This window comes from Streptomyces sp. NPDC001219, from assembly GCF_053597915.1.
Genome location: NZ_JBSFJF010000033.1, coordinates 1 through 25,561 on the forward strand (window position 1 = coordinate 1; position 25,561 = coordinate 25,561).

At 72.8% G+C, this 25,561-nt stretch carries 23 protein-coding genes and 2 pseudogenes; 14 read left to right on the forward strand and 11 right to left on the reverse strand.

The features are described from left to right. Nucleotides 1–241: 241 nt before the first annotated feature. Together ACWC9R_RS21320 and ACWC9R_RS21325 are read left to right on the forward strand one after the other, a co-directional pair. Nucleotides 242–1,270 (forward strand): ATP-binding cassette domain-containing protein, encoded by a 1,029-nt coding sequence (locus ACWC9R_RS21320; protein WP_450733633.1) that lies wholly within the window; start codon nt 242–244, stop codon nt 1,268–1,270. Beyond that, complete coding sequence (locus ACWC9R_RS21325) at nt 1,267–2,097, forward strand: ABC transporter permease (RefSeq protein WP_450733635.1); 831 nt, start codon at nt 1,267–1,269, stop codon at nt 2,095–2,097. Before ACWC9R_RS21320 ends, ACWC9R_RS21325 begins: the two co-directional genes overlap by 4 nt. Nucleotides 2,098–2,148: 51 nt before the next feature. On the opposite strand, the gene ACWC9R_RS21330 is transcribed toward ACWC9R_RS21325, so the two are convergent. Further along, complete coding sequence (locus ACWC9R_RS21330; protein WP_450733636.1) at nt 2,149–5,562, reverse strand: AfsR/SARP family transcriptional regulator; 3,414 nt, start codon at nt 5,560–5,562, stop codon at nt 2,149–2,151. A 172-nt stretch (nt 5,563–5,734) separates the two neighbouring features. Here ACWC9R_RS21330 and ACWC9R_RS21335 point away from each other — a divergent pair, with 172 nt between their 5' ends. Beyond that, a complete protein-coding gene (locus ACWC9R_RS21335; protein ID WP_450733638.1) occupies nt 5,735–6,541 on the forward strand; it encodes a site-2 protease family protein in 807 nt (268 codons plus the stop codon). A 13-nt stretch (nt 6,542–6,554) separates the two neighbouring features. Here ACWC9R_RS21335 and ACWC9R_RS21340 read toward each other — a convergent pair whose 3' ends face one another. From ACWC9R_RS21340 to ACWC9R_RS21365, 6 genes are all read right to left on the reverse strand, one after another. Beyond that, nucleotides 6,555–6,764, reverse strand: coding sequence for a hypothetical protein (locus ACWC9R_RS21340; protein ID WP_362607668.1), 210 nt, complete (start codon nt 6,762–6,764; stop codon nt 6,555–6,557). An 85-nt stretch (nt 6,765–6,849) separates the two neighbouring features. Further along, the gene (gene npdG, locus ACWC9R_RS21345; RefSeq protein WP_450733639.1) at nt 6,850–7,581 is read right to left on the reverse strand and encodes an NADPH-dependent F420 reductase; all 732 of its coding nucleotides are present in this window, start codon (nt 7,579–7,581) and stop codon (nt 6,850–6,852) included. A 36-nt stretch (nt 7,582–7,617) separates the two neighbouring features. Beyond that, nucleotides 7,618–8,466 carry a carbohydrate ABC transporter permease gene (locus ACWC9R_RS21350; RefSeq protein WP_450733641.1) on the reverse strand — a complete coding sequence of 283 codons (849 nt, stop codon included), beginning with the start codon at nt 8,464–8,466 and terminating at the stop codon, nt 7,618–7,620. Then, the gene (locus tag ACWC9R_RS21355; RefSeq protein WP_450733643.1) at nt 8,463–9,437 is read right to left on the reverse strand and encodes a carbohydrate ABC transporter permease; all 975 of its coding nucleotides are present in this window, start codon (nt 9,435–9,437) and stop codon (nt 8,463–8,465) included. The genes ACWC9R_RS21350 and ACWC9R_RS21355 overlap by 4 nt, the downstream gene beginning before the upstream one ends. Then, nucleotides 9,434–10,762, reverse strand: a complete 1,329-nt coding sequence (locus ACWC9R_RS21360; protein ID WP_450733645.1) for an ABC transporter substrate-binding protein — start codon at nt 10,760–10,762, stop codon at nt 9,434–9,436. The genes ACWC9R_RS21355 and ACWC9R_RS21360 overlap by 4 nt, the downstream gene beginning before the upstream one ends. Nucleotides 10,763–11,189: 427 nt before the next feature. Next, nucleotides 11,190–11,876, reverse strand: a complete 687-nt coding sequence (locus tag ACWC9R_RS21365; RefSeq protein ID WP_450733647.1) for a FadR/GntR family transcriptional regulator — start codon at nt 11,874–11,876, stop codon at nt 11,190–11,192. Between the two features lie 158 nt (nt 11,877–12,034). On the opposite strand from ACWC9R_RS21365, the gene ACWC9R_RS21370 reads away from it, so the two are divergent. The 3 genes and pseudogenes from ACWC9R_RS21370 (at nt 12,035) to ACWC9R_RS21380 (ending at nt 15,235) form a co-directional block, all read left to right on the forward strand. Next, nucleotides 12,035–12,994: a dihydrodipicolinate synthase family protein gene (locus ACWC9R_RS21370; protein WP_450733648.1), complete on the forward strand. Its 960-nt coding sequence runs from the start codon at nt 12,035–12,037 to the stop codon at nt 12,992–12,994. Between the two features lie 127 nt (nt 12,995–13,121). Beyond that, on the forward strand, nt 13,122–13,751 hold the full coding sequence (locus tag ACWC9R_RS21375; protein WP_450733649.1) for a hypothetical protein: 630 nt from the start codon (nt 13,122–13,124) through the stop codon (nt 13,749–13,751). A 189-nt stretch (nt 13,752–13,940) separates the two neighbouring features. Beyond that, nucleotides 13,941–15,235, forward strand: a pseudogene (locus ACWC9R_RS21380) (MFS transporter). Nucleotides 15,236–15,287: 52 nt separating this feature from the next. Here ACWC9R_RS21380 and ACWC9R_RS21385 read toward each other — a convergent pair. Further along, a complete protein-coding gene (locus tag ACWC9R_RS21385; RefSeq protein ID WP_450733651.1) occupies nt 15,288–15,524 on the reverse strand; it encodes a hypothetical protein in 237 nt (78 codons plus the stop codon). A gap of 65 nt (nt 15,525–15,589) precedes the next feature. Here ACWC9R_RS21385 and map point away from each other — a divergent pair, with 65 nt between their 5' ends. Both map and ACWC9R_RS21395 read left to right on the forward strand, forming a co-directional pair. Continuing rightward, nucleotides 15,590–16,447: a type I methionyl aminopeptidase gene (gene map / locus ACWC9R_RS21390; RefSeq protein WP_450733652.1), complete on the forward strand. Its 858-nt coding sequence runs from the start codon at nt 15,590–15,592 to the stop codon at nt 16,445–16,447. A gap of 207 nt (nt 16,448–16,654) precedes the next feature. Further along, nucleotides 16,655–17,335 (forward strand): biliverdin-producing heme oxygenase, encoded by a 681-nt coding sequence (locus ACWC9R_RS21395; RefSeq protein WP_450733653.1) that lies wholly within the window; start codon nt 16,655–16,657, stop codon nt 17,333–17,335. A 197-nt stretch (nt 17,336–17,532) separates the two neighbouring features. Here the strand turns inward: ACWC9R_RS21395 and ACWC9R_RS21400 are convergent. Further along, nucleotides 17,533–17,775, reverse strand: a pseudogene (locus ACWC9R_RS21400) (PhzF family phenazine biosynthesis protein); the annotation flags it as partial. A 302-nt stretch (nt 17,776–18,077) separates the two neighbouring features. Here ACWC9R_RS21400 and efeO point away from each other — a divergent pair. The 4 genes from efeO to ACWC9R_RS21420 all read left to right on the forward strand — a co-directional run bounded on the left by efeO (nt 18,078) and on the right by ACWC9R_RS21420 (nt 22,515). Next, on the forward strand, nt 18,078–19,232 hold the full coding sequence (gene efeO, locus ACWC9R_RS21405; protein WP_450733655.1) for an iron uptake system protein EfeO: 1,155 nt from the start codon (nt 18,078–18,080) through the stop codon (nt 19,230–19,232). A gap of 21 nt (nt 19,233–19,253) precedes the next feature. Next, a complete protein-coding gene (gene efeB, locus ACWC9R_RS21410) occupies nt 19,254–20,594 on the forward strand; it encodes an iron uptake transporter deferrochelatase/peroxidase subunit (RefSeq protein WP_450733656.1) in 1,341 nt (446 codons plus the stop codon). 69 nt (nt 20,595–20,663) lie between these two features. Then, nucleotides 20,664–21,656 (forward strand): iron uptake transporter permease EfeU, encoded by a 993-nt coding sequence (gene efeU / locus ACWC9R_RS21415; RefSeq protein ID WP_450733658.1) that lies wholly within the window; start codon nt 20,664–20,666, stop codon nt 21,654–21,656. Next, nucleotides 21,643–22,515 carry a hypothetical protein gene (locus ACWC9R_RS21420; protein ID WP_450733659.1) on the forward strand — a complete coding sequence of 291 codons (873 nt, stop codon included), beginning with the start codon at nt 21,643–21,645 and terminating at the stop codon, nt 22,513–22,515. Before efeU ends, ACWC9R_RS21420 begins: the two co-directional genes overlap by 14 nt. 93 nt (nt 22,516–22,608) lie before the next feature. On the opposite strand, the gene ACWC9R_RS21425 is transcribed toward ACWC9R_RS21420, so the two are convergent. Both ACWC9R_RS21425 and ACWC9R_RS21430 read right to left on the reverse strand, forming a co-directional pair. Then, nucleotides 22,609–23,355, reverse strand: a complete 747-nt coding sequence (locus tag ACWC9R_RS21425) for a bifunctional DNA primase/polymerase (RefSeq protein WP_450733660.1) — start codon at nt 23,353–23,355, stop codon at nt 22,609–22,611. 163 nt (nt 23,356–23,518) lie between these two features. Then, complete coding sequence (locus tag ACWC9R_RS21430) at nt 23,519–24,118, reverse strand: TetR/AcrR family transcriptional regulator (RefSeq protein WP_450733662.1); 600 nt, start codon at nt 24,116–24,118, stop codon at nt 23,519–23,521. A 120-nt stretch (nt 24,119–24,238) separates the two neighbouring features. On the opposite strand from ACWC9R_RS21430, the gene ACWC9R_RS21435 reads away from it, so the two are divergent. After that, complete coding sequence (locus ACWC9R_RS21435; RefSeq protein WP_450733664.1) at nt 24,239–24,412, forward strand: DUF6243 family protein; 174 nt, start codon at nt 24,239–24,241, stop codon at nt 24,410–24,412. Nucleotides 24,413–24,622: 210 nt separating this feature from the next. Beyond that, a complete protein-coding gene (ddaH, locus tag ACWC9R_RS21440; RefSeq protein ID WP_362607634.1) occupies nt 24,623–25,465 on the forward strand; it encodes a dimethylargininase in 843 nt (280 codons plus the stop codon). Nucleotides 25,466–25,561 lie beyond the last annotated feature (96 nt).

Consider the following 25,561-nt stretch of genomic DNA (forward strand, 5'->3'; position numbering starts at 1 on the left):
GGGGTGTGCCGGACGTAAAGCGAAGCAGTCCGGCACACCCCACCCGCGGAGGCCCGTCACCGCACCCGACAACCCCGCGCAGCGGACCCGCCCGCCGCAGGCGCGAACGGCGCGGCCACCCGCAAACATCGGCCGAGGCAAAGCGCAGCGGACCGGCGCAGCGGAGCCGAAGCAAGCCCAGGCCACCGGCTTGTCGGCGGCTTGTAGGCAGGTTGTCGGCAGCCCCTGGCAGGGTATTGGTATGACGCGACAGACGATATCCACCCATGGCGGAAACGCCGTTGAGGTGCGCGGTCTGGTCAAGCACTTCGGCGCGGTCAAGGCCGTCGACGGAGTGGACCTGGACGTGAAGGAAGGCACCGTGCTCGGGGTGCTCGGCCCCAACGGTGCGGGCAAGACGACGCTCGTACGGTGCCTGTCCACCCTCCTGATGCCGGACGCGGGGCAGGCCGTGGTGGCCGGCTTCGACGTGGTGCGCCAGCCCCGCGCGCTGCGCCGCACCATCGGCCTGACCGGGCAGTACGCCTCGGTCGACGAGAAGCTCTCCGGCTGGGAGAACCTCTACATGATCGGGCGGCTGCTCGATCTGTCCCGCAGGGACGCCCGGCGGCGCGCGGACGAGATGCTGGAGCGGTTCTCGCTGACCGAGGCCGCCAAGCGGCCCGCCGCCAAGTACTCCGGCGGTATGCGCCGCCGGCTCGACCTCGCCGCCTCGATGATCGGCCGGCCGGCGGTGCTCTTCCTGGACGAGCCGACCACCGGCCTGGACCCCCGCACCCGCAACGAGGTGTGGGAGGAGGTCAAGCGGATGGTGCGGGACGGCGCGACGGTGCTGCTGACCACCCAGTACATGGAAGAGGCCGAGCAGTTGGCGAACGAGCTGACGGTGGTCGACCGCGGCCGGGTGATCGCCGAGGGCCGGGTCGACGAGCTGAAGGCCAAGGTCGGCGGGCGGACGCTGCAGATCCAGCCGTCGGACGGGAGCGAGCTGGACCGGATGGTCGCCGCCATCGAGCAGGCCGGGCTGGACGGCATCGCCGGGGCCACCGCTGACCACCACGGGGGCGTGGTCAACGTACCGATCGTCAGCGACGAGCAGCTGACCGAGGTGGTCGGCCTGCTCGGCGGGCAGGGCTTCCCGCTCGCCGGGATCAGCACCCATCTGCCCAGCCTGGACGAGGTGTTCCTGGCCATCACGGGCCAGAAGACCTCCCGGGCCGACGTATCCGAGGACGACATGGACCAGCAGTACGCGGAGGTACCGGCATGAGCGCCGCGACGATGACGGCGCCGGCCGTCAAGCCCGGCGCCGACGAGGGCCGGATCGGGCTCCGCGCCAATCTGCGGCACATCGGCGCGCTGGCGCGCCGCAACGCCCTGCAGATCAAGCAGGACCCGGAGTCGATGTTCGACGTCCTGCTGATGCCGGTCATCTTCATCCTGCTGTTCACCTATGTCTTCGGCGGCGCGATCGCCGGCAAGGGCAACCAGCACGAGTACATCCAGCGCCTGGTGCCCGGCATGATCGCGATGATGGCCATGAACATCGCCATGGCGGTGGGCACCGGCGTCAACGAGGACTTCCGCAAGGGGGTGATGGACCGCTTCCGGACGATGCCCATCGCCCGGTCCTCGGTCCTGATCGCCAAGATCGTCGTCGAGATCGGGCGGATGCTGATCGCCACCGCGATCCTGCTCGGCATGGGCTTCCTGCTCGGGCTGGAGATCCGCGGCAGCCTGCTGGAGTTCCTCGGCGCGATCGCGCTGTCCACGGTCTTCGGTGCGGCCCTGATGTGGATCTTCATCCTGCTGGGGCTCGCGGTGAAGACCCCGCAGGCGGTCCAGGGCATGGCGATGCTGGTGCTGATGCCGCTCCAGTTCGGCTCGTCGATCTTCGCGCCGACGACGTCGATGCCCGGCTGGCTGGAGGGCTTCACCAAGGTCAACCCGGTGTCCAACCTGGCGGACGCGGCCCGTGCGCTGATCAACGGCCAGGGCGCGGTGGCGCATCCGACGCTGGTCACGCTCGGCTGGGCGGTCGCCATCACGGCCGTGACGATGCCGCTCGCGGTGGCGCGGTTCCGCAAGAAGACCTGACGCGCGTCCCGCGGGGGGCCTCCCCGCGGGACGGCCTTCGCCCGGCTCGCGTCAGATGAGGGCGGTGGCCTCTCCGAGCGAGAGGCCACCGCCTTCGGCGTGCGCACGGGCATAGGACACGTCGTCCAGCAGCGCCCGCACCGCCTCCTCCGTACGGGCCCGGTCCCTGCGCACGAGCCGCGGCGGCACCTGGTCCGCCGTCCGCAGCGCGTCGTAGGCACCCACCAGGCGCGCCGCGTCCCGGCCCGCCTCCGCGCCGCGCAGCGACAGCAGCATCCGTGCGCCGGTGAGGAGTTGGACCACCGGAAGGTCCGGCGCGACCGTCTGCGCCAGGGAGTCCTGCATCAGCTCCATGGCCCACCGGAACCTCGGCAGCAGCCCCTCCCGGTTCCCCTCGTCCACATCCAGCGAGATCAGCAGGGCCTCCAGCATCCCCGCGAACAGGTCCGGGGAGCGCGGCGCGAACAGCGTCCGGACCAGCTGCAGTTCCGCCCGCGCCTCCCGGAGCCGCCCGGTGGCCGTCAGCCACATCGCGAGGGTCAGCCGCGCGAACGGCTCGGTGTCCCGCCCGCTGTTGCCCTTCGCGGCATCGGTCAGCACCTCGCGCAGCAGCCGCTCACCGGCCTCCTCCTGGCCGTCCTCGATCAGCACCGCGCCCAGCCGGCAGCGCAGCAGCATGATCTGGCCCTGCGCCCCCAGGTCCTCGGCGTGCACCATCGCCGCCCGGTAGTCGTCCGCGGCCGGCCCGTACGCGCCGCGCTTCTCGTGGTTCTCGCCGCGCCCGGCCAGCGCCTCGGCCGCACCCCAGGCGTCGCCGAGCCGGCGGAAGAGCCGCAACGCCTCGTCGGCGTCGCCGGCCGCCTGGGTCATCCCGCCGGGACGGTCGTTGAAGAACTTGGAGCGCAACTGGAGGACGTAGGCCAGCTCCCATTCGTAGCCGAAGTCGCGGCAGGCCCGCACCGCGCCGTCGACCAGCGCCATCAGCTCGTCGAACCGCCCGGTGATCAGCACCGCGTAGTGCCACATCACGCCGGGCACCTTGCAGGTCTGCGGCATACCGGCGCGGTAGGCGGTGAGCATCCCGGCCAGCTCCTCCCGCATCTCCGGCTCGCGCAGCGCCTCCAGGTCGCTGTCCCTGCTGGAGAGCACGACCAGCCGGACCTCCCGGCGGGCCTCCAGCAGCTGTTCGGGAGACAGCGGAGGCGGCTTGTCGATGGGCCGCTCGTGCAGGTCGGGAGCGGGTTCGGCGGGACTGGCGAAGGGGTTGGGGCCGAGGGCGGAGGCGGCGGTCGCCCAGTGCCGGGCGTCGCTGCGGTGGTCCCGCAGCGACCAGAACCACTGGAGGGACAGCACCAGGCACAGCGCCTCGTGCTCGTCCCGGGCGGCGAGCGCGCGGCGCAGCGCGGTGCGCAGGTTGTCGTGCTCCAGCTCCAGCCGCTCCATACCGGCGCGCTGGCCCGCGCCGCGCAGCAACGGGTCGGTGGTACGGGCCAGTTCGCGGTAGGCGACGAGATGGCGGCGCTCGGCGGCGGACCGCTCCCCCGCCTCGTCCAGCCGCTCGCCGGCGTACTCCGCCACGGTCTCCAGCAGCCGGTAGCGCATCTGCCCGGCGGCCCGGACGCCACCGCGCTCCGCACCGGCCGGGGCGGCCACCACCAGCGACTTGTCGATCAGCGAGCCGAGCAGCACGGCCACTTCGCGTGCGTCGACGCCGTCGCCCGCGCAGACCTCTTCGGCGGCGGCCAGGTCGCAGCCCCCGGCGAAGACGGACAGCCGCCGCAGCACGGCGCGTTCGGGCTCGTCGGTGAGTTCCCAGGACCAGTCCACGACGGCACGCAGCGTCTGCTGCCGGGGCAGCAGGGTCCGGCTGCCGCTGGTCAGCAGCCGGAACCGGTCGTCGAGGCGGTCGGCCAGCTGCCGCGGCGAGAGCAACCGCAGCCGGGCGGCGGCGAGTTCGATGGCCAGCGGCAGCCCGTCCAGCCGGCGGCAGATCTCGGTGCAGGCCGCCGCGGTCTCCTCGTCGGCGTCGGCCCGGAAGCCGGGCCGGGCGGCGGCACCGCGGTCGGCGAGCAGCCGCAGCGCGACGGGTCCGGGCAGCGGCTCGACCGGGCGCAGCACCTCGCCCGGCACGGCCAGCGGCTCCCGGCTGGTGGCCAGCACGGTCACCCCGGGGCAGTCGGTCAGCAGCCGCTCGGCGAGCGCGGCGGCGGCGTCGATCACATGCTCACAGTTGTCGAGGACGAGCAGCATCCGGCGGCCCGCGCAGTGCTCGGCGAGCCGGGCGAGCGGGTCCAGGGCGGTCGGGTCGGCGGCGGCGCGCAGCCCCTCAGCGGCGGTGCCGCGGACCACGGTCTCGCGGGCGCCGAGCGCGGTCAGCACCGCCTCGGGCACCGTCTGCGGATCGTCCACCGGCGCGAGTTCGGCCAGCCAGACGCCGTGCGGCCAGGTGTCCGGCAGCGCGTCCGCGGTGGTCTCGGCCCCCTCCTGCGCCAGCCGGGTCTTCCCGGCACCGCCGGGGCCCAGCAGCGTCACCAGCCGGTGCCCGGCCAGGTCGGCCCGGAGCGCGGTCAGATCGGCGTCCCGCCCCACGAAGGAGGTGAGCCGGGCCCGCAGATTGCCGGGGCGGGGGTGGGGGTGAGAGGCGGGGTCGGTGCCGTTGCCGGGGGCGGTGGCGTACGGCGTGCCGGGGGCACCCCCGTACGGGGTGCCCGGCGGTGGGGACGGCGGCCGGTCCGTCGGCGCGGACGGTGGGCGGAGCAGCTCCGCGTGCAGGGTGCGCAGCTCCGGGCCGGGGTCGGCGCCGAGGCGTTCGGCGAGGCCGGTGCGTATCTCCTCGTAGGCGGCCAGGGCCTCCGCCGTGCGGCCGGCGGCGCGCAGTGCGTGCAGCCGCAGGGCCTGGAGGGGCTCGTCGAGGGGGTGCTCCTCGCACAGTGCGAGGAGGGTGGGCAGCGCCTGCGCGGCCCGGCCGAGGGCGAGATCGGCGGCGAGACGGGTGCACTGGGCGTCCAGCCGGCGGCGTTCGGCGCGGGCCGCCTCGACGCCCGGGTCCGGGAGGTCGGCGAGGGCCGGGCCGCGCCAGAGCACCAGGGCGTCATCGAGCAGTGCGGCGGCACCGGACGGGTCCGCGTCGGCCAGCGCGCGGGCGCCCTCCGCCGCGAGCCGCTCGAAGCGGTGCAGATCGACGGCGTCGGGCTCGGCGCACAGCCGGTAGCCGCCGTCCACCGAGGCGATGGCGGTGTGCCCCAGCGCGCGGCGCAGCCGGCCGACCAGTGCCTGGAGCGCGCCCGCCGCGTCGGCGGGCGGCTGTGCCTCCCAGACGTCGTCGATCAGCAGCTCCGGGGAGAGCGCCCGGCCGGGGCGCAGCGCGAGGGCGGCGAGCAGCGCGCGCAGACGTGCGCCGCCGAGGGCGACGGGGGTGCCGTCGGCCCGCCTGGCCTGGGTGGTGCCGAGAATTCCGTAATGCACCGGCCCATTGTCGTGCACGGCGGAAGCGGGCAGGTATCGCAATTCGTTTCCGGGGCACGGGCTCGGGAGGAGGGGTCCCGCGGACGAGCCGGTTCCGCGGGGGCCGTGCACCGCGCGCCCTGCCGCGGTTACGGTCATGGCAGCCCCTCACCAGACCCCGGGAGCCCGCACCATGACCACAGCAATCCGGCGCGCCGACCGTCGCGTCAGCCCGGTCTTCCTCGCGCTCGTCGCCGTCATGGCGGTGTCGGGCTGGGCCGTGTGGAGCGGGACGCTCGCGGACCGCACCGGCGTCGCGGTGTTCTTCTTCGTGGTGTCCGGCTGGGTGGTCTCGCTGTGTCTGCACGAGTACGCCCACGCCCGCACCGCGCTGCACAGCGGCGACATCTCGGTGGAGGCGAAGGGCTATCTGACGCTGAACCCGCTGAAGTACACCCATGCGCTGCTGAGCATCGTGCTGCCGGTGATCTTCGTGATCATGGGCGGGATCGGGCTGCCGGGCGGCGCGGTGTTCATCGAGCGCGGCCGCATCCGGGGGCGCTGGCGGCACAGCCTGATCTCGGCGGCCGGGCCGCTGACGAACATCCTGTTCGCGGCGGTGTGCACGGCGCCGTTCTGGCTGCACGCGCTGTCCGGTGTGCCGGCGGTGTTCCGCTACGCGCTGGCCTTCCTGGCCCTGCTCCAGGTGACCGCGGCGATCCTGAACTTCCTGCCGGTGCCGGGGCTGGACGGCTACGGCGTGATCGAGCCGTGGCTGTCGCGGAAGCTGCGGCGGCAGGTGGAGCCGTTCGCGCCGTTCGGGCTGCTGGCGGTCTTCGTCTTCCTGTGGGTCCCGGAGGTCAACCGGGTGTTCTTCGACGTGGTCGACGCGGTGCTGCGCGGGCTGGGCGTCCCGGGCCTGGAGGCCGCCCTCGGCCAGGAGTACTTCCGCTTCTGGCAGGGCGAGCCGCAGCTCCCGCAGACCGGCGGCCTGATCTGAGGGCGGCCCGGTGTCAGCCGGCTGCCCGGGCCTGCTCGGCCTTCGCCTTGCGTACGTAGAACCACGCCATGTTGCTGGAGATGCCCGCCAGCAGAATCCAGACGACGCCGACGAAGCTGCCCTCCACGAAGGCGACGACGGCCGCGGCGACGGAGAGGACGCACACGGCGAGAGCCATCAGGGCGAGTCGCCGGGCCGGGCCGGACGGGGGCAAGAGGGACATGCGGTCGGCTCCTGTCGGGAGTGGTCGGACCTCCCCAGTGTCCCCCATGCCCGCGCTGCCCCCGCCCCCGGCCCGGCCCCGTCCCTCAGACGTCCGTGACCCGCAGGCCCGCGTGCGCCTTGTAGCGGCGGTTGACCGAGATCAGGTTGGCGACCAGCGACTCGACCTGGTGGGCGTTGCGCAGCCGGCCCGCGAAGACGCCGCGCATCCCGGGGATACGGGCGGCCAGCGCCTGTACGACATCGGTGTCGGCGCGGGACTCCCCGAGCACCATCACATCGGTGTCGATCTGCTCGGTCTCCGGGTCCTGGAGCAGCACCGCGGACAGGTGGTGGAAGGCGGCGGTGACCCGGGCCCCGGGCAGCAGGGCGGCGGCCTGCTCGGCGGCGCTGCCCTCCTCCGGCTTCAGCGCGTAGGCGCCCTTCTTGTCGAAGCCGAGCGGGTTGACGCAGTCGATGACGAGCTTGCCGTCCAGTTCGCCGGCGAGCGCCTGCAGGGTCTTGGCATGGCCGTCCCAGGGCACCGCGACGATCACGATGTCGCTGCGCCGGGCGCACTCGGCGTTCTCCGCGCCCTCGATGCCCAGGCCGAGTTCACCGGCGGCGGTCTGCGCGCGTTCGGCGGCCCGGGAGCCGATGATCACCTTCTGGCCGGCCCTGGCCAGCCGGTAGGCCAGGCCGCGGCCCTGGTCACCGGTGCCGCCGAGGACACCGACCACCAGCCCGGAGACGTCCGGGAGGTCCCAGGGATCGCGCTGGAGGGCGGCCTTCGCACGGGTCGCGGCGTTCGGGGACCGGGAAGCGTCAGGAGTAGTCATGACAGCGATAGTGTCACGCCCCGCCACCGCCGCTCCTCAGGCCTTCACACTGCCCTCGGTCAGCCCCGTACGCCAGTACCGCTGGAGCACCGTCATCAGCACCATCAGCGGCACCACGGACAGGAACGCGCCGCCCACCGTGTACTGGTAGAGCACCGGTTGGCGGTCGGCGTAGCCGGTCCAGGAGGTCAGGCCCAGCTGGACCGGATAGAGGCCGGAGTCCGAGAGCATCACCAGCGGCAGGAAGTAGTTGTTCCAGATGTGCACGAACTGGAAGAGGAAGACGGTGACCAGCGCCGGGGTCATCAGCCGCAGCCCGAGCCCGCCGAAGATCCGGGCCTCGCCCGCGCCGTCGATCCGGGCCGCCTCCAGCAGCGAGTCAGGGACCGCGGCGGCCGCGTAGATCCGGCAGAGGTAGACGCCGAACGGGCTGACCACGCTGGGGATCAGCACCGCCCCGTAGGTGTTGGCCAGGCCCATCGCGCTGAAGAGGAAGTAGAGCGGCAGGGCCAGCGCGGTGCCGGGGATCAGCACTCCGGCGAGCACCACGCTGAAGAGCGCCTCCCGGCCCCGGAACGGGAATTTCGCCAGCGCGTAGCCGGCCGCGGCGGACAGCAGGGTGGCGCAGACCGCGCCGATCCCGGCGTAGAGGAGGGAGTTGGCGAACCAGCGGGCATAGATGCCGTGGTCGTAGGTGAGGACGTCGGTGAGGTGGCCGACGGGGTCCGGGTGGTCGGAGAACCAGAAGCCGAAGGTGCCGAAGAGATCGGCGCTGTTCTTGGTGGCGGAGACGGCCAGCCAGTAGACGGGCACCAGGAAGTAGAGCGCGGCGACGGTCAGCAGCGAGGCGGTGATGATCCGGTGGCGGACCGGGGGCCGGCTCATCCGCGTTCCTTGGCGCGCGCGCCGGTCAGCCGCAGGAAGCCGAACGACAGGACGCACGCCACCAGCGCGAGCAGCACCGCCTCGGCCGCCGCCGCATGCGGGTCGTTGCCGACGAACGCCTGGCTGTAGGCGTGCAGGTTGGGGGTGTAGCCGGAGTCGATGGAGGAGGCCAGCGGGCGCAGCACCATGGGTTCGGCGAACAGCTGGAGGGTGCCGATGATGCTGAAGACACCGGTGAGCACCAGCGCGGGCCGGATCAGCGGGATCTTGAGGTACCGGGCGACCTGCCAGGCGTTCGCCCCGTCGATCCGGGCCGCCTCGTACAACTCCCCCGGTACGGACTTGAGCTGGGCGATCAGCACCAGCATGTTGTAGCCGGTGAACTGCCAGGTCACGATGTTGGCGAGGGACCACAGGACGGTGCCGCGGGAGAGGAAGTCGAGGTCCCAGCCCACGGAGTCGGCGATCTTCACCAGCGGGCTGATGCCCGGTACGTACAGGAAGCCCCAGAGGATCGAGGCGATCACGCCGGGCACCCCGTACGGCAGGAAGAAGGCGCTGCGGAAGAAGGGGACGGCGCGGGCGCTCGCGCTCTCCAGCAGCAGGGCCAGGGCGGTGGCGAGCACGATCATCAGCGGGATCTGGACGGCGCCGAAGAGCAGCACCCGGCCGAAGCCGGCCAGGAACCGGTCGTCGGAGAGCGCCTGGGCGTAGTGGGCGAGGCCGGCGAAGACCTCGCGCTCCTGGCCGCCGAGGCCGAGCGGGCCGGTCCGTTCGGTGGTGAACAGGCTCTGGTGGAGGGCGTAGCCGATCGGGGCGAGGAAGCAGAGGCCGAAGAGGGCGAAGAACGGCAGCACGAAGACGGCCGCGGCACGGGCGTTGCGGGCCCCGGTGCGGGAGGCGCGGCGCCGGGCCCGGCGGGCCGGACGCGCGGTGAGCGGTTCCGGCCGGCTCAGGGTGTCCCGGCTCACCCGCCGCTCTCCACCTTCAGGCCCTTGCCCCTGAGGTCGGCGAGGGTCTGGCCCTGCACCTTGGTCAGCACCGAGCGGAAGGAGCCGCCGTCGGCGAGCGCGTCGGTGAAGGCGTCGCCGAGCCGCTGGTAGAGAGTGTCCACGCCGGGCCCCCACCGCCAGCTGGTGTCGACCTGCGCACCGGCGTCCGCGAAGACCCTGCTGTACGCCTGGCCGCCGAAGAAGTCCTTGTCGACGTCGAGGTCGGTGGTGGCGTAGCCCTTCTTGGCGCTGGGGAAGCCGTAGCCGCCGTCGATCAGCAGCGCGACGGACTCCGGGTCGGTGTTGAGCCAGACCGCGAACTCCAGGGCGTCCTTGGGGTAGCGGGCCTTGGCGAAGACGGCCGTGGTCGAGCCGCCCCAGTTGGCGGAGGCCCGCTCGCCCGCCTTCCACTGCGGCAGCGGTGCGGCCCGCCACTTGCCCTTGGTGCCCGGGGCGTTGCCGGCCAGCAGGGCGTCGCCCCAACTGGCGCCCACCCAGGCGGGGATGGCGCCGGTCTGCAGGTCCCGGTACCAGGCGTTCTGCCGGTCCGGGATGGTCTTGACGAGCTTCCGCCGGACCAGGGACTCCCAGTAGTCGGCGACCCTGCGGGTGGGTTCGTCGTCGAGGTGCACGACCCAGGTGTCGCCGTGCGTGGCGTACCACCTGGCGCCGGCCTGCCAGGCGAGGCCGGCGAAGCGGTTGCCGTTGGTGGGCGCGAAGGTCTCGATCCAGGCGCCCTTCCTGCGGACGGCCCTGGCGGCGGTCTCGTACTCGTCCCAGGTCCGCGGCACCGCCACGTCCCACTTGTCGAAGAGGTCCTGGCGGAGGAACAGGCCCATGGGCCCGGAGGCCTGCGGGATGGCGTAGACGCTCGTGCCGAAGACGGACTGCTGCCACTGCCAGCCGATGAACTTGTCCTTGTGGCGGGCGGCGCCGAGCGGGGCGAGGTCCAGCAGCCCGTTGTCGAGGAGGAAGCCGGGGACGACCGGGAATTCGATCTGGCCGAGGTCGGGCGGGTTGCCGGCCTTGATGGCGGCGTGCATCTTCGCGTACTGCTGGCCGTTGACGGCCGACACCTTCTCGACCTCGACCTGGACGTCCGGGTGCTTGCGGTTCCACAGGTCGACGGGCTTGTCGATGCCCGGCACCCAGGACCAGAAGGTCAGGCTGATCTTCTGCCCCTTCCTGCGCTCCTGGGGTGCCCGGCCGTCGTCACCGTCGCCGCAGCCGGCGAGCGCGAAGCCGGCGGCGAGGGCGGCCGCCCCGCCCAGGACCGTTCTGCGGTGCATGGCGTTGCTGGTCATGTCGGCTCCTCCACGGGGTGCGGCGGAAGGTGAGCGCCGGGCGCGCGCCGGTGCCGCCGGGTGCGCGGGGCGGTCCGGCACGGTCGCGGGCGGGGTGGGCGAGGGCGCCGGAGTGCGGTACGCGGCGGGCGCGGGCGGTGTCCGCGGGCCGTACGGGGGCGAGAGCGGGGGCGGCGGAGTGGCCCGGCGGGCAGTACGGCACGGAGCTCTCGTACGCCATGGGTCACCCCCAACGGGCAAGGACGTAGGATGTCCCTTGTCCTGCGGCGACCATAGGGAGTGCCCAACAGGCCGTCAAGATGCCCCACATGGCGCCTTTTCGGCCCGGCGACGGCCTCACCGACACCGGGTGACATCCCGGTGAACGGGCGCGCCCGCGCCCGCACCGGTGCCGTGCCGGCGCACCGCCGCCGCCCCCTCGGTCAGCTCACTGCTCGGCCAGCCGGCGCCGGATGGAGTCGAAGTGCCGGTGCATCGCCTCGACGGCCCGGTCCCCGTCGCGCGCCTCCAACGCGTCCACGATCTCCTGGTGCTGACGGTGCGTCACCATCGGGTCGGGCCGGTCGTCGGAGAGGTCCTCCCGCACCCGGCGCAGCGCCGCCCAGAACGCGTCCAGCACCTCGCTCAGCAGGTGGTTGCCCAGCGAGCGGTAGAGGGCGAGGTGGAAGGCCCGGTCGGTGGCGCTCTGCACCTGCCCGCCGCGCGCCTCCTCCGCCATCCGCTGCACCAGCCCCTTGAGGACGGTGAGGTCCTCGGCGGGCAGCGTGCGGGCCACGGTGCCGATCAGCCCCGCCTCCAGCGCCTCGCGGACCTCCATCAGCTCGTACAGGCTCGACTCGCCCTGGCGGTGGCGGACCGCGGCCCGGAAGGCGACGCCCTCGACGAACGGCTCCAGGGTGAGCGGGCCGACGTAGGTGCCGAAGCCGTGCCGGATCTCCACGATCCGCATGGCCTGGAGCGCCTTGAGCGCCTCGCGCACCGAGTTGCGGCTGACGTCGAGCAGGCCGACCAGCTCGGCCTCGGTGGGCAGCGGGTCACCCGGCGTCAGCCGGCCCTGCAGGATCAACTGCTTGATCCGGTCCTGCACATCCTCGGCCATCGTCCCTCGCGCCATGGAATCTCCCTCTCCCGCTCCCGCGCCGGCCGGACCGACGACCCCTCCGCCACCTGCCCCGCCGTACCCGCTGATCCTTGACCGCCCGCCTGTGAACAGGTCTATTGTGCTCGACATAGGACATCCCATGTCCTGTCCGATCGGAGCCCGGAGCGCCCATGGCACTGCCCGCCCCCCTGCACGGCGTCATCCCGCCGGTCTGCACCCCGCTCGACCCGCGCGGCGAGATCGACACCGCCTCCCTGGCCCGCCTGGTGCACCACCTCGTCGACGGCGGGGTGCACGGCCTGTTCGCCCTCGGCTCCACCAGCGAGGTCGCGTACCTGACCGACGCCCAGCGCGGCACCGCCCTGGAGGCCGTCCTCAAGGCCGCGGACGGCCGGGTCCCGGTGCTCGCCGGGGTCATCGACACCACCACCCCGCGGGTGCTCGACCACGCCCGGACCGCCGCCGCCCTCGGCGCCGACGCCCTGGTGGCCACCGCGCCCTTCTACACCCGCACCCACCCCCGGGAGATCGCCGCCCACTTCCGCCATCTCCGCACGGCCGTGGACCTCCCGCTCTTCGCCTACGACATCCCGGCCGCCGTGCACAGCAAGCTGTCCCCGTCGCTGGTGCGGGAGCTGGCCGGGGACGGCACCCTCGCCGGGCTCAAGGACAGCAGCGGCGACGAGGGTTCGCTGCGCCGGCTGCTGACCGCGCTCGGCGGCCGCACCGCCCGCCGCACCGGCCCCGCCCCGGGCTTCTCGGTCCTCACCGGTTCCGAACTGACCGTGGACGCGGCCCTGTTGGCGGGCGCCGACGGGGTCGTCCCCGGTATCGGCAACGTCGATCCGGCGGCCTATGTGCGCCTCTACGACGCCGCCCGGGCCGGGGACTGGGAGCGGGCCGCCGCCGAACAGGAGCGCCTGGTCTCCCTCTTCTCCCTCGTCGACGTCGGCCCGGAGAGCGAGATGGGCCGCAGCTCCTCCGCCCTGGGCGCGTTCAAGGCGGCGCTGCACCTCCTCGGCGTGATCGACCGGGGCGCCACCGCCTTCCCACAACGCCCGCTGAGCGCAGCGGCCGTGGCGGAAGTGGGACGTCTGCTCACCGCCGCCGGCCTGCGGCCCGTCCGGTAGGCCCCGCGACGCGGCGGCGGGACCGGCCGGCGCCCTCGGCCCGTCCGCCCTCCGCCCGCATCCCGTACGGGTGACGCCCGGGGAAACCCCGTACGGAACGGCCCGTGCCGCGGCAGGATGCCGGGCCATGGATGCCGTACGGGTCGCCCTGTTGCGTGAGGTTCTCGCCGGGACGGAGTGGGTGCAGGCCACCCGCCGCTTCGCGGGATCGCTGCGCGGTGCCGTCGCCCCGCACGGCGGCGGGCTGCTGCTGGTCGGCTGTGCCGCGTACGAGCCCTGGCACCTGGCCGCGCACCTGGACGACGAGGCCGCCTGGTCGGGTCTGTCCGAGCTGTCGCCGACCCTGGTACGCCATCGCGTCCCCGGCGGGGCACCGGCCCATCTGGCCGTGGGGCTCGGCCGGTTGGCGGCTTCCGGGCGCGGCGAGACGCTGCTGGTCGTGACGCCGGAGCAGCCGGGCGCCGAGCTGCTGGAGCGGGTGCACGACGCCCGCAGGAACGGGGCGACGGTGCTCGCCCTGGACGGCGGCGACCGCGATCTGCACGCACTGGCCCATGACGCGCTCGCCGCGCCGCCGCCCCCGCCCGACGGCACGGACGGGGCGCCCGGGGACCTCGACCTGGACACGCTCCAGCATCTGGTGAGCGCGGCCGCCGGGGAGAACAGCCTGCCCGCGCCCCGCCGGCACCGCCGCTTCCGCGACCGCCTGGCCCGCCTCGCCGACGGACTGACCGCTCCCCCGCCGCCCCGCTGGTGACCCCGCGCGGCCCGCCCGGCGGCCAAAACCCTTTGCGCCGGTCCGTTCCGGTGCGCACGATGGTGCCCCGTGACCTCGGACCACATCCCCCTCTCGACACCCCCACCCCCTGAACGCCCCGCCCGCCGGCGGCTCTCCGCGCTGCTGCCGGATCTGGCGCCCTGGCGCTCCTCACGTGACTTCCGGCTGATGTGGTGCGCGGGCCTGGTCACGGTCTTCGGCAGTTCGCTGTCCTTCGTGGCCCTGCCGCTGCAGCTGAAGGAACTGACCGGCTCCACGCTCGCGGTCGGGGCGCTGGGCGCGGTGGAGCTGGTCCCGATGATCGTCTTCGGCCTCTACGGCGGGGCGCTCGCGGACTCCTTCGACCGCCGTCGGCTGGTCCTGTGGAGCGAGGTCGCGCTCGGCCTGGTCGCCGTGCTCCTGCTGGTCAACAGCCTGCTGCCGCACCCGATGGTGTGGCCGCTGTACGCGGCCGCGGCGGCGACCAGCGCGCTGACCGGTATGCAGCGACCGGCCCTGGACTCGATCGTGCCGCGGATCGTCCCGCACGAGCAGCTCCCCGCGGCCGCCGCCCTGAACGCGCTGCGCTGGCAGATCGGCTCCATCGCCGGGCCCGCGCTGACCGGCGGGCTGCTGGCGGTCGCCGGACCGCGCTGGGCGTACGCCGTCGACGCGGCCACCTTCGCGGTCTCGGTGCTGCTCACCCTGAGGCTGGCGCCGTCGCCCGCCTCGCACGACGCCGAGCGGCCGTCGCTGCGCGCGATCGCCGAGGGCGCGCGCTACGCCTGGAGCCGTAAGGAGCTGCTCGGCACCTACGCCATCGACGTCCTCGCGATGCTGTTCGCCTACCCCCTGGCGATCTTCCCGTTCCTCGCCGACGACCTCGACGCGCCCTGGGCCCTGGGGCGTGGGGGCACCTCCCGCGCCCTTAAGGCGTGGGGGAGTACGCGGCGCTGCCGGCCGGCGGGCTCCTGGTGAGCCTGACCAGCGGCTGGACCTCGCGCATCCACCGGCAGGGCCGCGCGATCGCGCTGGCCGCCGCGGGCTGGGGCCTGGCGGTGACCGCTGCCGGGCTGCTGCACCAGGTCTGGCTGGTGCTTCTCCTGCTGACCGTGGCCGGTGCCTGCGACATGATCAGCGGCATCTTCCGCTCGGCGATGTGGAACCAGACCATCCCCGACGCGCTGCGCGGGCGGCTGGCCGGTATCGAGCTGCTGTCGTACTCGGCGGGCCCGCAGCTGGGCCAGGTCCGGATCGGCGGTATGGCGGCACTGACGAGCGTGCGGGCGTCGGTGTCCCTGGGCGGCCTGCTGTGCTGTGCGGGGGTCGGGCTGCTGGCGCTCGGGCTGCCCAAGCTGATGGCGTACGACGCCAGGACGGACGAGCACGCCCGGCGGATGCGGGAGCAGCGGGCCGCCGCTGCCGGGGCCCCCGGCCAGGACGGCGGCGCTCCGGCTCCGGACGCGGACCGGGCACCGGCCTGAGGGCGGCGGGGCGGTGGCGCGACGGGACGCCGCGCCACCGCCCCTTCACGCGCTACGCGTCCTCGCCGGCGCCCTTGCCCGCGTCGCTGTCATGCCACTTCGGGTCGGTCTCCCACTCCAGGTTCCGTTCCCGGGCGGTCTCCATGGCGTGCGCCGCTTCCTCGCGGGTGCCGTAGGGGCCGAAGCGGTCGGCGGCGCGGCACTCGGGCCCCTCTTCGACCGTCTGGTGCTTGAGGCAGTAGTACCACTCGCCCGGCTTACCGACCGTACGCCTCTTGAACAGCGCCATTGCCGCCTCCTGTGGATATTCCGTGCCACCATCCTGCCCGACGGCCCGCGGATACACTCGCTGACATGTCTGGCCAGTCACTTCTTGCCCCGGGGAAGATCTCCCCCACCCGCCCCGTCCCCGCCTCGATCCCGCGCCCCGAGTACGTCGGGAAGGACGCACCCACCCCTTACACGGGGCCCGAGGTGCAGGACGCCGAAACGATCGAGAAGATGCGGATCGCCGGCCGGATCGCCGCGCAGGCCATGGCGGAGGCCGCCAAGCTGATCGAGCCGGGTGTGACCACCGACGAACTGGACCGGGTCGCCCATGAGTTCATGTGCGACCACGGCGCCTACCCGTCCACGCTCGGATACCGCGGCTTCCCCAAGTCGCTGTGCTCCTCGCTCAACGAGGTCATCTGCCACGGCATCCCGGACTCGACCGTCCTCAAGGACGGCGACATCGTGAACCTCGACGTCACCGCGTTCATCAACGGTGTGCACGGCGACAACAACGCCACCTATCTGTGCGGTGACGTGGACGAGGAGTCCACGCTGCTGGTCGAGCGGACCCGGGAGGCGCTCAACCGCGCGATCAAGGCCGTCAAGCCGGGCCGGCAGATCAACATCATCGGCCGGGTCATCGAGTCGTACGCCAAGCGCTTCGGCTACGGGGTGGTCCGTGACTTCACCGGTCACGGCATCAACTCGTCCTTCCACTCCGGCCTGATCGTTCCGCACTACGACAGCCCGCACCACACCACCGACATCAAGCCCGGCATGACCTTCACGATCGAGCCGATGCTGACGCTGGGGTCCTACGACTACGACATGTGGGACGACGGCTGGACGGTGGTGACCAAGGACCGCAAGCGGACCGCGCAGTTCGAGCACACGCTGGTGGTCACGGACACCGGGGCGGAGATCCTCACGCTGCCCTGACGGAAGCGGGGAGACTCTTTACCGACAGCGCGTCGGGAACAGGGGTAGGCTCGTATACCGACAGGACGTCGGGAACGGGTTGACGCGGACCACGGGTCAGGCAACCCTAAGTTCTGACGGCTCGGCGGAGCCGGCCTGTTCCCGTCCTCCCCCGAGCTCTCGAATCCGAGCAGGGGGACCCCCGCCCTCGGTCCCCGGAGGTCCGTCTTGGAAGCGTCCAGCCCGACCCCGCCCGCACCGTCCGTCCCCTTTTCGACGGTGATCCGCACCGCGTCCCATGAGCAGCACACGGAGGCCGAGAACTCCTCCTTCATGAGCGACCTGCTCGGCGGCCGGCTCGGCGTGCGGGCCTACCGGCGCTACACCGAGCAGCTGTGGTTCGTCTACCGCGCCCTGGAGGACGCCTCCGGGCCGCTCGCCGGCGACCCGGTCGCGGGCCCCTTCCTCCGCCCGGAGCTGGCCCGCACCGCCGCGCTGGAGCGCGACCTCGCCCACCTCGGCGGGCGGTCCTGGCAGACCGGCCTGACCCCGCTGCCGGCCACCGCCGCCTACGCGGACCGGGTGGCGGCCTGCGCCCGTGACTGGCCGGCCGGCTTCGTCGCCCACCACTACACCCGCTACCTCGGCGACCTCTCCGGCGGCCAGATCATCCGCGGCACCGCGGAGAAGACCTGGGGCTTCGCCCGCAAGGGCGACGGGGTGCGCTTCTACGTCTTCGAGGACATCCCCAACCCCGCCGCCTTCAAGCGGGAGTACCGGGCGCTGCTGGACGCACTGCCCGTGGACGACCTGGAGAAGCAGCGGGTGGTCGACGAGTGCAAGCGGGCCTTCCGGCTGAACAGCGCGGTCTTCCGCGAGCTGGGCGCACAGTTCCCGCTGACCGCGTAGCGCGCGGACGTGCCCCGCGCCGCGTCAACCGCCTCCGGGTGTCTGCCCGTTGACCCTGCGCGCAGTCGTGGCCGCCGGGGGTTACGGCACGCCGCGGCGCACCCGCCCCCACGGCGACGGTGCCGTCGGGGCGCGGGAAGCCCCGGGCGCGGACCACGCCCGCGGCCTCGTCCTGCCAGCCGCCCCAGGGTCCGCGGCAGCCAGGCCACACCGACCAGCGGATGGCCGGCGAACGTGAGGGGGACGCTCGGGGTGTGGATGTCCACGGTGCCCCGGGCGGCGTCGTCGAGGAACACGGTCTCGCTGAAGCCGAGTTCGGCGGCGAGCGCGGCACGGGCGGCGGCGCCGGGGAGGGCGGACCCGTCGCGGACCACCCCCAGCGCGTTGCCGCCGCCCCCGTCCGGTCCGCAGAACACCCGGAGCACGTCAAGATCGGTCATCGGGACAGTGAACAGCAGATCCGGGAGCGGGGGGGGCGGCGGCCGGACAGCGACGCCGCATTTCGGGCAGTCAGGGACCTTTGAGGGCGGCGGCCCTTACCTTGACCGGCGCATGGCGGTTCCGTGACCGGGGGTCGGTCAATCCGTGATCGGGCCGTTGTGCATGAGAGCGGGATCACTCGACAGCCGGGGCAGAAATAGGTAAGCCTCAGATAAGTTAGGCCCGCCTTAGTGGCCCTCACGGCCCGTGTCTATCGTTCCGTACGTCGTTTCCGTCCGTCCGAGCCCGCCTGGAGCCCCGTATGCGTGCCCTTCGCCCCTCCGCCGTCGCCGCCCTCGCCGCGGCCACGGCCGTCACCGCCGTCGCCGGCTGCGCCGCGAAGAACGACGGCAAAGAGGGCGGCGGCAAAGGCACCATCGAGGTGACCGCGACCGACAGCAGCTGTGAGCTGTCCGCCAAGGAGTTCCCCGCCGGGCATGTCCGGTTCGCGGTGCAGAACAAGGGCTCCAAGGTCACCGAGGTGTACGTCTACGCGCCCGGCGACCGGATCGTGACCGAGCGGGAGAACATCGGTCCCGGCACCCGTACGGAGATCACCGCCGAGATCAAGGCCGGTACGTACGAGATCGCCTGCAAGCCGGGCATGAAGGGCGACGGCATCCGCCAGAAGGTGACCGCCGGCGGCAAGGGCGCGAGCGCGAAGCGCGACCCGAAGCTGGACGCCGCGGTCGCCGCGTACCGCAAGTACGTCCAGGAGCAGGCCGACCAGACCCTCCCGGCGGCGCAGAAGTTCGCCGACGCGGTCAAGGACGGCGATGTCGAGGCGGCCAAGAAGACCTACGCGCTCTCGCGGGTCGGCTGGGAGCGCACCGAGCCGGTCGCCGAGTCGTTCGGTGACATCGACCCCAAGGTCGATGTGCGCGCCGACGGCCTGGAGAAGGGCCAGAAGTGGACCGGCTGGCACAAGCTGGAGAAGTCCCTGTGGGAGGAGAAGAAGATCTCCGGGGACGACAAGAAGCTCGCCGGTCAGCTGATCACCGACCTGAAGGACTGGCAGAAGCGGGTCGGCAAGGCCGAGATCACCCCGACCAGCATGGCCAACGGCGCCAAGGAGCTGCTCGACGAGGTCGCGACCGGCAAGGTCACCGGTGAGGAAGAGCGCTACAGCCACACCGACCTGCTCGACTTCCACGCCAATGTCGAGGGCGCCGAGAAGGCCTACGAGCTCCTGAAGCCGGTCGTCGCCAAGAACGACGCGGCGCTCGCCAAGGAGCTGGACAAGCAGTTCAAGGTGATCGGCGAGCTGCTCGACGAACACCGCGACAGCGGCACCGCCGACGGCTTCACCTCGTACGACAAGGTCGGCAAGGGCGAGCGCAAGAAGCTCTCCGACGGGGTCAACGCGCTGGCCGAGCCGCTGTCCAAGCTGGCCGCCGCCGTGGCCACCACCAAGTAGTCCGCCAGGCAAGGGGAGACGATGACGCACGACGACGGCACGTCCACCGGGACGGGCAGCACCGAGGACACCGCCGCGGTCACCGCGGCCGCGGTGACCGACGGCGGGCGGGCGCCGTCCCGCCGGGCGCTGCTCGGCTGGGGCGGCGCGGGCCTGGCGCTCGGTGCGGTCGCGGCCGGCGGGACGGCGGCGGCGCTGCACACCGGCGACGACGCCCGGCCGGCCGGCGCGGACGCGACCGCGGGCGCCGCGATCGCCTTCCACGGCAGGCACCAGGCCGGCATCGCCTCCGCGGTCCAGGACCGGCTGCACTTCGCCGCGTTCGATGTCACCACCGACGACCGTGCCGAGCTGATCGCGCTGCTCAAGGAGTGGACGAAGGCGGCGGCGCGGATGACGGCCGGCGACGCGGTCGGCGACGGCGCGGTCGGCGGGCCGGCGGAGGCCCCGCCGGACGACACCGGCGAGGCGCTCGGGTTGCCGCCGTCGCGGCTCACCCTCACCTTCGGCATCGGCCCCACGCTGTTCGAGAAGGACGGCAAGGACCGGTTCGGCATCAAGGAGCGGCGCCCCGAGGCGCTGATCGACCTGCCGCAGTTCCCCGGCGACAACCTCGACAAGGCGCGCAGCGGCGGCGACCTGTGCGTGCAGGCCTGTGCGGACGACCCGCAGGTCGCGGTGCACGCGATCCGCAACCTCGCCCGGATCGGCTTCGGCAAGGTCGCGATCCGCTGGTCGCAGCTGGGCTTCGGCAAGACGTCCTCGACGACGCCGGACGCCCAGACCCCGCGCAACATGTTCGGCTTCAAGGACGGCACCCACAACCTCGCCGGTACCGACGGCGCCGCGCTCGACAGGCATGTGTGGGTCGGGGACGGCGACGCGAAGGGCGGGGAGAGCTGGATGGCCGGCGGCTCCTACCTCGTCGCCCGCCGGATACGGATGCACATCGAGACCTGGGACCGCACCTCGCTCCAGGAGCAGGAGGACATCTTCGGCCGGAACAAGGGCGAGGGCGCACCGGTCGGCAGGAAGCACGAGCGGGACACCCCGCATCTGAAGTCGATGCTGCCCACCGCGCATGTCCGTCTGGCGCATCCGGACTCCAACGGCGGGGTGCGGATTCTGCGCCGCGGCTACTCCTTCACCGACGGGACGGACGGGCTGGGCCGGCTGGACGCGGGGCTGTTCTTCCTCGCCTACCAGCGGGACGTACGCCAGGGCTTCGTCCCGCTGCAGAAGCGGCTGGCGGCCGACGACGCGCTCAACGAATACATCCAGCACGTGGGTTCAGCGGTCTTCGCGGTGCCGCCGGGCGTCCGGGACGCGGACGACTGGTGGGGCCGGGAACTGTTCGCCTGACGCCGCCGTACCACCGCCGACGCGGCGAAGACCCGTCGTCGACTCCATGAAGGAAGGGAAGGAACCGACGTGTTCGGCAACTACCTGATCGGTCTGCGCGAGGGCCTGGAAGCCAGCCTCGTCGTCTGCATTCTCATCGCCTACCTGGTCAAGACCGGGAGGCGGGAGGCGCTGCGCCCGGTCTGGCTCGGTATCGCGCTCGCCGTGGTGCTGTCGTTCGCGTTCGGTGCGGCGCTGCAGTTCGGTTCGCAGACGCTGACGTTCGAGGCCCAGGAAGCGCTGGGCGGTTCACTGTCGATCCTCGCGGTGGGCCTGGTGACGTGGATGGTCTTCTGGATGCGGCGCACCGCGCGGCATCTGAAGCGGGAGCTGCACGGCAAGCTGGACGCGGCGCTGCAGATGGGCACCGTGGCGCTGGTGGTGACCGCGTTCCTGTCGGTGGGCCGCGAGGGCCTGGAGACCGCGCTGTTCGTCTGGACCGCCGCGCAGTCCGCGAACGACGGCGTCCGGCCGCTGGTCGGGGCGCTGCTGGGGCTGCTGACGGCCGTGGCGCTGGGCTGGCTGTTCTACCGCGGTGCGGTGCGGATCAACCTGGCGAAGTTCTTCACCTGGACCGGCGGCATGCTGGTGGTGGTCGCGGCGGGCGTGCTGGCGTACGGCTTCCACGACCTGCAGGAGGCGGACCTGCTGCCGGGGCTGACCACCCGGGCGTTCGACATCAGCGCGCAGATCCCGGCCGACAGCTGGTACGGGACGCTGCTGAAGGGCGTGTTCAACTTCCAGCCGGACCCGACCGTCCTTCAGGTCACGGTGTGGGCTCTGTATCTGGTCCCCACGCTCGCGCTGTTCCTCGCCCCCGGTAGGGTGGCGCCGAATCGTGCCACCCCGGCGGCCGCCCCGTCCGCCCCGGTCGCCCCGAAGGAGCCCGAGCCCCATGACACGCAGGTCGCCGTTCCGGGTGCCCGCAACGCTGACGTCGGCGACGGCGGCGCTGGTGATACTGAGCGGGTGCATGACGGTGCACGGCGAACGGGAGATGCTGCCGGCGGTGTCGAAGGCTGACGGCACCAAGGCCCTCACCCGCTTCACCCAGGGCTTCAACAAGGCCTACCGGCAGCTCGACCCGAAGCTGAACCCCGGCTTCGAGGCGGGTGCGCTGCTCGCCATCGACCAGGCCGGGATAAAGGCGGCACACGCCCTCCGGCCGCAGGGCAATCCGCGCTTCCCGGCGCTGGAGCTGACGGAGCCGCACTTCACCGTCCCCAAGCAGGCGGGCTGGCCGAAGTACTTCATCGCGGACGCGCTCAGCAACCGCAAGGACGCCGGTGGCCACCCGACGCGCTGGTTCCTGGTGTTCAGCCGTGACGACATCGACGAGAAGTGGCGCGCGGTCTACTTCGCGCAGTTCCCGGGCAACCAGGCGCCGGAGCTGAAGACGAAGGGCGGCTACGCCGAGGCGGTGCCGCTGGACTCCGGCTCCGGGCTGACGGTGGCGCCCGGCAAGCTGAGCCGGGCCTACGCGGACTACCTCAACACCGGCAAGGGCAGCGTGTTCGCGTCCGGTCCGCAGACCGACGGCTGGCGGGCCCGGCGCGTCAAGGACGCCCGCAAGGTCGGTTCGCGCGTCCAGTGGCAGGACACCCCCTCGGAGCATCCGCCGGTGGCGCTGCGGACCACGGACGGCGGGGCCCTGGTGTTCTTCTCGACCGTCTACCACCAGCAGCAGACGATGTTCGCCGGGGCGACGATCCGGGTGCCGGCGGAGCTTCGCGGCCTCGTGGTGGGACCGGAGAAGAAGACCAACCGGATGGCCTTCACCACCGTGTCCTCGCAGGTGGTCAAGGTGCCGGCGAAGGGCTCCGGCGAGAAGGTCACCGTCCTGAACCGGCGCGAGGGCAAGACGTCGGTCGAGCCGCTGTAAGGCCGGACCGGGCAGACGGCGAAGGGCCGCCGGGGTGCTCCCGGCGGCCCTTCGGGGTGCGTACGGCGGTGACCGGACGGTGTCCGGAACCGGTCAGCGGCCGATCGGCCAGGCGTGTGCCTCGTGGTGGTGCGGCTCGCGGTCGTTGAACTCCGCGCAGGCGTCGGTGAGCGACTCCAGCAGGGTCAGCGGGTCGGGCAGCGTCAGCTCCGGGCCGCGCAGCCAGGTCACCGCGGGCTGGTCACCGGTCAGGGTCGAGGGCGGCAGCAGCACATAGCTGCCGCGGCAGTGCCAGCGCAGGCCCGGATGCTCGTCCATGGTCTCGGGGTGGCAGTCGAGTTCGCAGGGCCACCACTCGTCCTCGTCGTCCGGGGTGCCGCGGGTGGCGGTGAAGAAGAGCATCCGGCCGTCGCCGAGACCGGCGCCGCTGAGGGCGATCGGCCCGACGTCGATGCCCGCCGCGTCCAGCCGCCCCAGGGCGCTGCGGCCCGCCTCGACGGGGACGTCCAGCACGTCCTGGGTGATGCCGGTGGCGGTGATGAAGTTGGCCTGCGGGAGGGTGCGGGCCCAGGCGGCGACCTTGTCGCGGTCGGTGGTGGCGACGGTCTGCCAGCCGAAGGAGACGGGGTGGCGGCCGGGGGTGGGACAGCCGATGCGTTCACAGGAACAGCCGTAGCCGGAGGGGTACGCCGCCGGGGCGACCGGGAAACCCGCGTCGGCCGCCGCCAGCAGCAGGTCCTCGCGGCCGCGCGCAGCCGCTGATCCCGTGTCCGTATCGCCGCCGCCCGATCCGCTCTTCGGCCGGCGCAGCCACTGGGAGAACCTGCTCTTGCGTTCCATCTATCCCCTCACTTCGAGCGGTGGTCTGGGATCAATGCTGCCACCATCCTGCTCCTCGGGTGACCGGTGTGCGTATCCGGGGTGAACGAAGGACGGATGAATACCGGCAATTCGGCTCATTGACGGCGCTCGAATGCCGTCGGCGCCCCGCCGCCCGGCCCGCTCAGTCGCGCGGGCGCACTCCCCCGAGCACCTGGTCGACCAGGGTGTCGACGAAGTCGTAGGTCAGTTCGCCGGTGCGCATCAGCCAGCGCTGTGAGAAGGGACTCAGCAGCATCTCGACGGCGATCCGCAGATCGGCGCCGGCGGCGATCTCCCCGGCCTCCTGCGCCGCCCGCAGCCGGTCGATGTAGAGCTGGGTGCCGGGCTCCATCATCCGCGCGACGAAGGTGCGGGAGAGCTGCTCGTCGTTGGCGCCGGCGGCCGCGAGGGCGCGGTAGGGGGCCTGGAAGGCCGGATCGTTGAACTCGTCGGTGGTCGCGTGCAGCACGGCCTTCAGGTCGGCGGCCAGATCGCCGGTGTCCGGCAGGCCCTCCGTGGAGTAGTCGTCGACACCGGCGGTGAACGCGTCGAGCAGGACGGCCGCCTTGGAGGGCCACCAGCGGTAGATCGTCTGCTTGCCGACCCCGGCCCGGGAGGCGATGCCTTCGATCGTGAGCTTGTCGTAGCCGACCTCGCCGACGAGGGCGAGGGCGGCATCGAAGATCGCACGCCGGGAGCGTTCGCTGCGGCGGGAGGAGTCGGGGGCTGTCTTGTTCGCCATGGCGCGGAGTCTAGCCGGGGAGAGGCGAGACGTATCGTCTTGACGAGACGCCACGTCTCACCCATAGTGGAGTCGAAGGCGAGACGAAGCGTCTCGCTGAGTCGGAGGAAGGGGATACCCATGAGCAAGGGCAACGCGGGCGGGATGCTCGGCGTCGGCGGTACCCGGAACAAGCTCTCCCGGGGCGCGCTGCGCGGCGGCGGGGGCACCGGCCGCGGCGGCCGGGGGCGGACCGAGGCGGACCGGCGCGAGGAACTGCTGCGCAGATTCCAGGAGCGGGCCCGGAAGGAGTGACCGGGCGGGGCGGGCGTGCGGCCTGGGGCGGGCCCGGCTGGGGACGGCTCGGCGGGGGCGAGCCCGTCGGGGCCGGGACCGCTGGGGGTGCGCCGGGGCCACCCGAACGGTGCACGGGCCGCGGCACGGGGGCTCCGCGCGGCGGACGATGTGGGGGCGGGTACGGGATCACGTACCCGCCCCCAGTGCGACCACCGTGCGGAGCCCTCCTTGCGTACCTCCCGGCGCAGCGCCACCCCCCGGCGCTTTCTGATGTGCCCGCCCACGTACTTCCGGGTCAGCTACTCCATCAACCCCTGGATGGACCCCGACAAGCCCGTGGACCTCGCTCTCGCCCAGGCCCAGTGGGAGGACCTGCGCGACCGCTACCGCGCGCTCGGCCACACCGTCCACGAGCTGCCGCCGCACCCCGCCTTCCCCGACATGGTCTTCGCCGCCAACGGGGCCACCGTCGTGGACGGCCGGGTCCTCGGCGCGCGGTTCGCCTTCGCCGAACGGCACGGCGAGGCCGCGGTGCACGCCGCCTGGTACCGCGGCCACGGGTTCGACGCCGTACGGGAGCCGCAGAACGTCAACGAGGGCGAGGGCGACTTCGCGGTCACCGGGTCCTGGCTGCTGGCCGGCCGCGGCTTCCGCAGCAGTCCGCTGTCCCACGCCGAGGCCCAGGAGTACTTCGCCCGCCCGGTGATCGGCCTCGATCTGGTCGACCCCCGCTACTACCACCTCGACACGGCGCTGTGCGTGCTCGACCCCGGCGGCACGGAGCCGGGGAGCGCGGAGGTCATGTACTTCCCCGGCGCGTTCTCCCCCGGGAGCCGGGCGGTGCTGGCGCGGCTGTTCCCCGACGCGCTGCTCGCCGGCCCGGCCGACGCGGCCGCCTTCGGGCTGAACGCGGTGTCCGACGGGCACCATGTGCTGCTCCCGCAGGCGGCGGTGGGGCTCTTCACGCCGCTGCGGGAGCGGGGGTACGAGCCGATCGGGATGGACCTGACCGAGCTGCTGAAGGGCGGCGGGAGCGTGAAGTGCGTGACGGGGGAGCTGCGGGTGGGGTGACTTCCCACGCTTTCGGCTGCCCCGCCGCGGTGGGGTCGGCTGTGGCGCGGGCGCACGTTTTCGGCTGTCCCGGCGTGGTGGGTTCGGGGAGCTTCC

Bases quoted from the DNA above. Each gene is read 5' to 3' on its own strand.
- ACWC9R_RS21375 (WP_450733649.1), top strand. From the start codon at position 13,122: ATGGATGCCGTACGGGTCGCCCTGTTGCGTGAGGTTCTCGCCGGGACG.
- npdG (WP_450733639.1), bottom strand. From the start codon at position 7,581: ATGACTACTCCTGACGCTTCCCGGTCCCCGAACGCCGCGACCCGTGCG.
- ACWC9R_RS21365 (WP_450733647.1), bottom strand. From the start codon at position 11,876: ATGGCGCGAGGGACGATGGCCGAGGATGTGCAGGACCGGATCAAGCAG.
- map (WP_450733652.1), top strand. From the start codon at position 15,590: ATGTCTGGCCAGTCACTTCTTGCCCCGGGGAAGATCTCCCCCACCCGC.
- ACWC9R_RS21425 (WP_450733660.1), bottom strand. From the start codon at position 23,355: ATGGAACGCAAGAGCAGGTTCTCCCAGTGGCTGCGCCGGCCGAAGAGC.
- ACWC9R_RS21430 (WP_450733662.1), bottom strand. From the start codon at position 24,118: ATGGCGAACAAGACAGCCCCCGACTCCTCCCGCCGCAGCGAACGCTCC.
- ACWC9R_RS21435 (WP_450733664.1), top strand. From the start codon at position 24,239: ATGAGCAAGGGCAACGCGGGCGGGATGCTCGGCGTCGGCGGTACCCGG.
- ACWC9R_RS21320 (WP_450733633.1), top strand. From the start codon at position 242: ATGACGCGACAGACGATATCCACCCATGGCGGAAACGCCGTTGAGGTG.
- efeO (WP_450733655.1), top strand. From the start codon at position 18,078: ATGCGTGCCCTTCGCCCCTCCGCCGTCGCCGCCCTCGCCGCGGCCACG.
- ACWC9R_RS21385 (WP_450733651.1), bottom strand. From the start codon at position 15,524: ATGGCGCTGTTCAAGAGGCGTACGGTCGGTAAGCCGGGCGAGTGGTAC.
- ACWC9R_RS21360 (WP_450733645.1), bottom strand. From the start codon at position 10,762: ATGACCAGCAACGCCATGCACCGCAGAACGGTCCTGGGCGGGGCGGCC.
- ACWC9R_RS21340 (WP_362607668.1), bottom strand. From the start codon at position 6,764: ATGTCCCTCTTGCCCCCGTCCGGCCCGGCCCGGCGACTCGCCCTGATG.
- efeB (WP_450733656.1), top strand. From the start codon at position 19,254: ATGACGCACGACGACGGCACGTCCACCGGGACGGGCAGCACCGAGGAC.
- ACWC9R_RS21325 (WP_450733635.1), top strand. From the start codon at position 1,267: ATGAGCGCCGCGACGATGACGGCGCCGGCCGTCAAGCCCGGCGCCGAC.
- ACWC9R_RS21335 (WP_450733638.1), top strand. From the start codon at position 5,735: ATGACCACAGCAATCCGGCGCGCCGACCGTCGCGTCAGCCCGGTCTTC.
- ACWC9R_RS21370 (WP_450733648.1), top strand. From the start codon at position 12,035: ATGGCACTGCCCGCCCCCCTGCACGGCGTCATCCCGCCGGTCTGCACC.
- ACWC9R_RS21350 (WP_450733641.1), bottom strand. From the start codon at position 8,466: ATGAGCCGGCCCCCGGTCCGCCACCGGATCATCACCGCCTCGCTGCTG.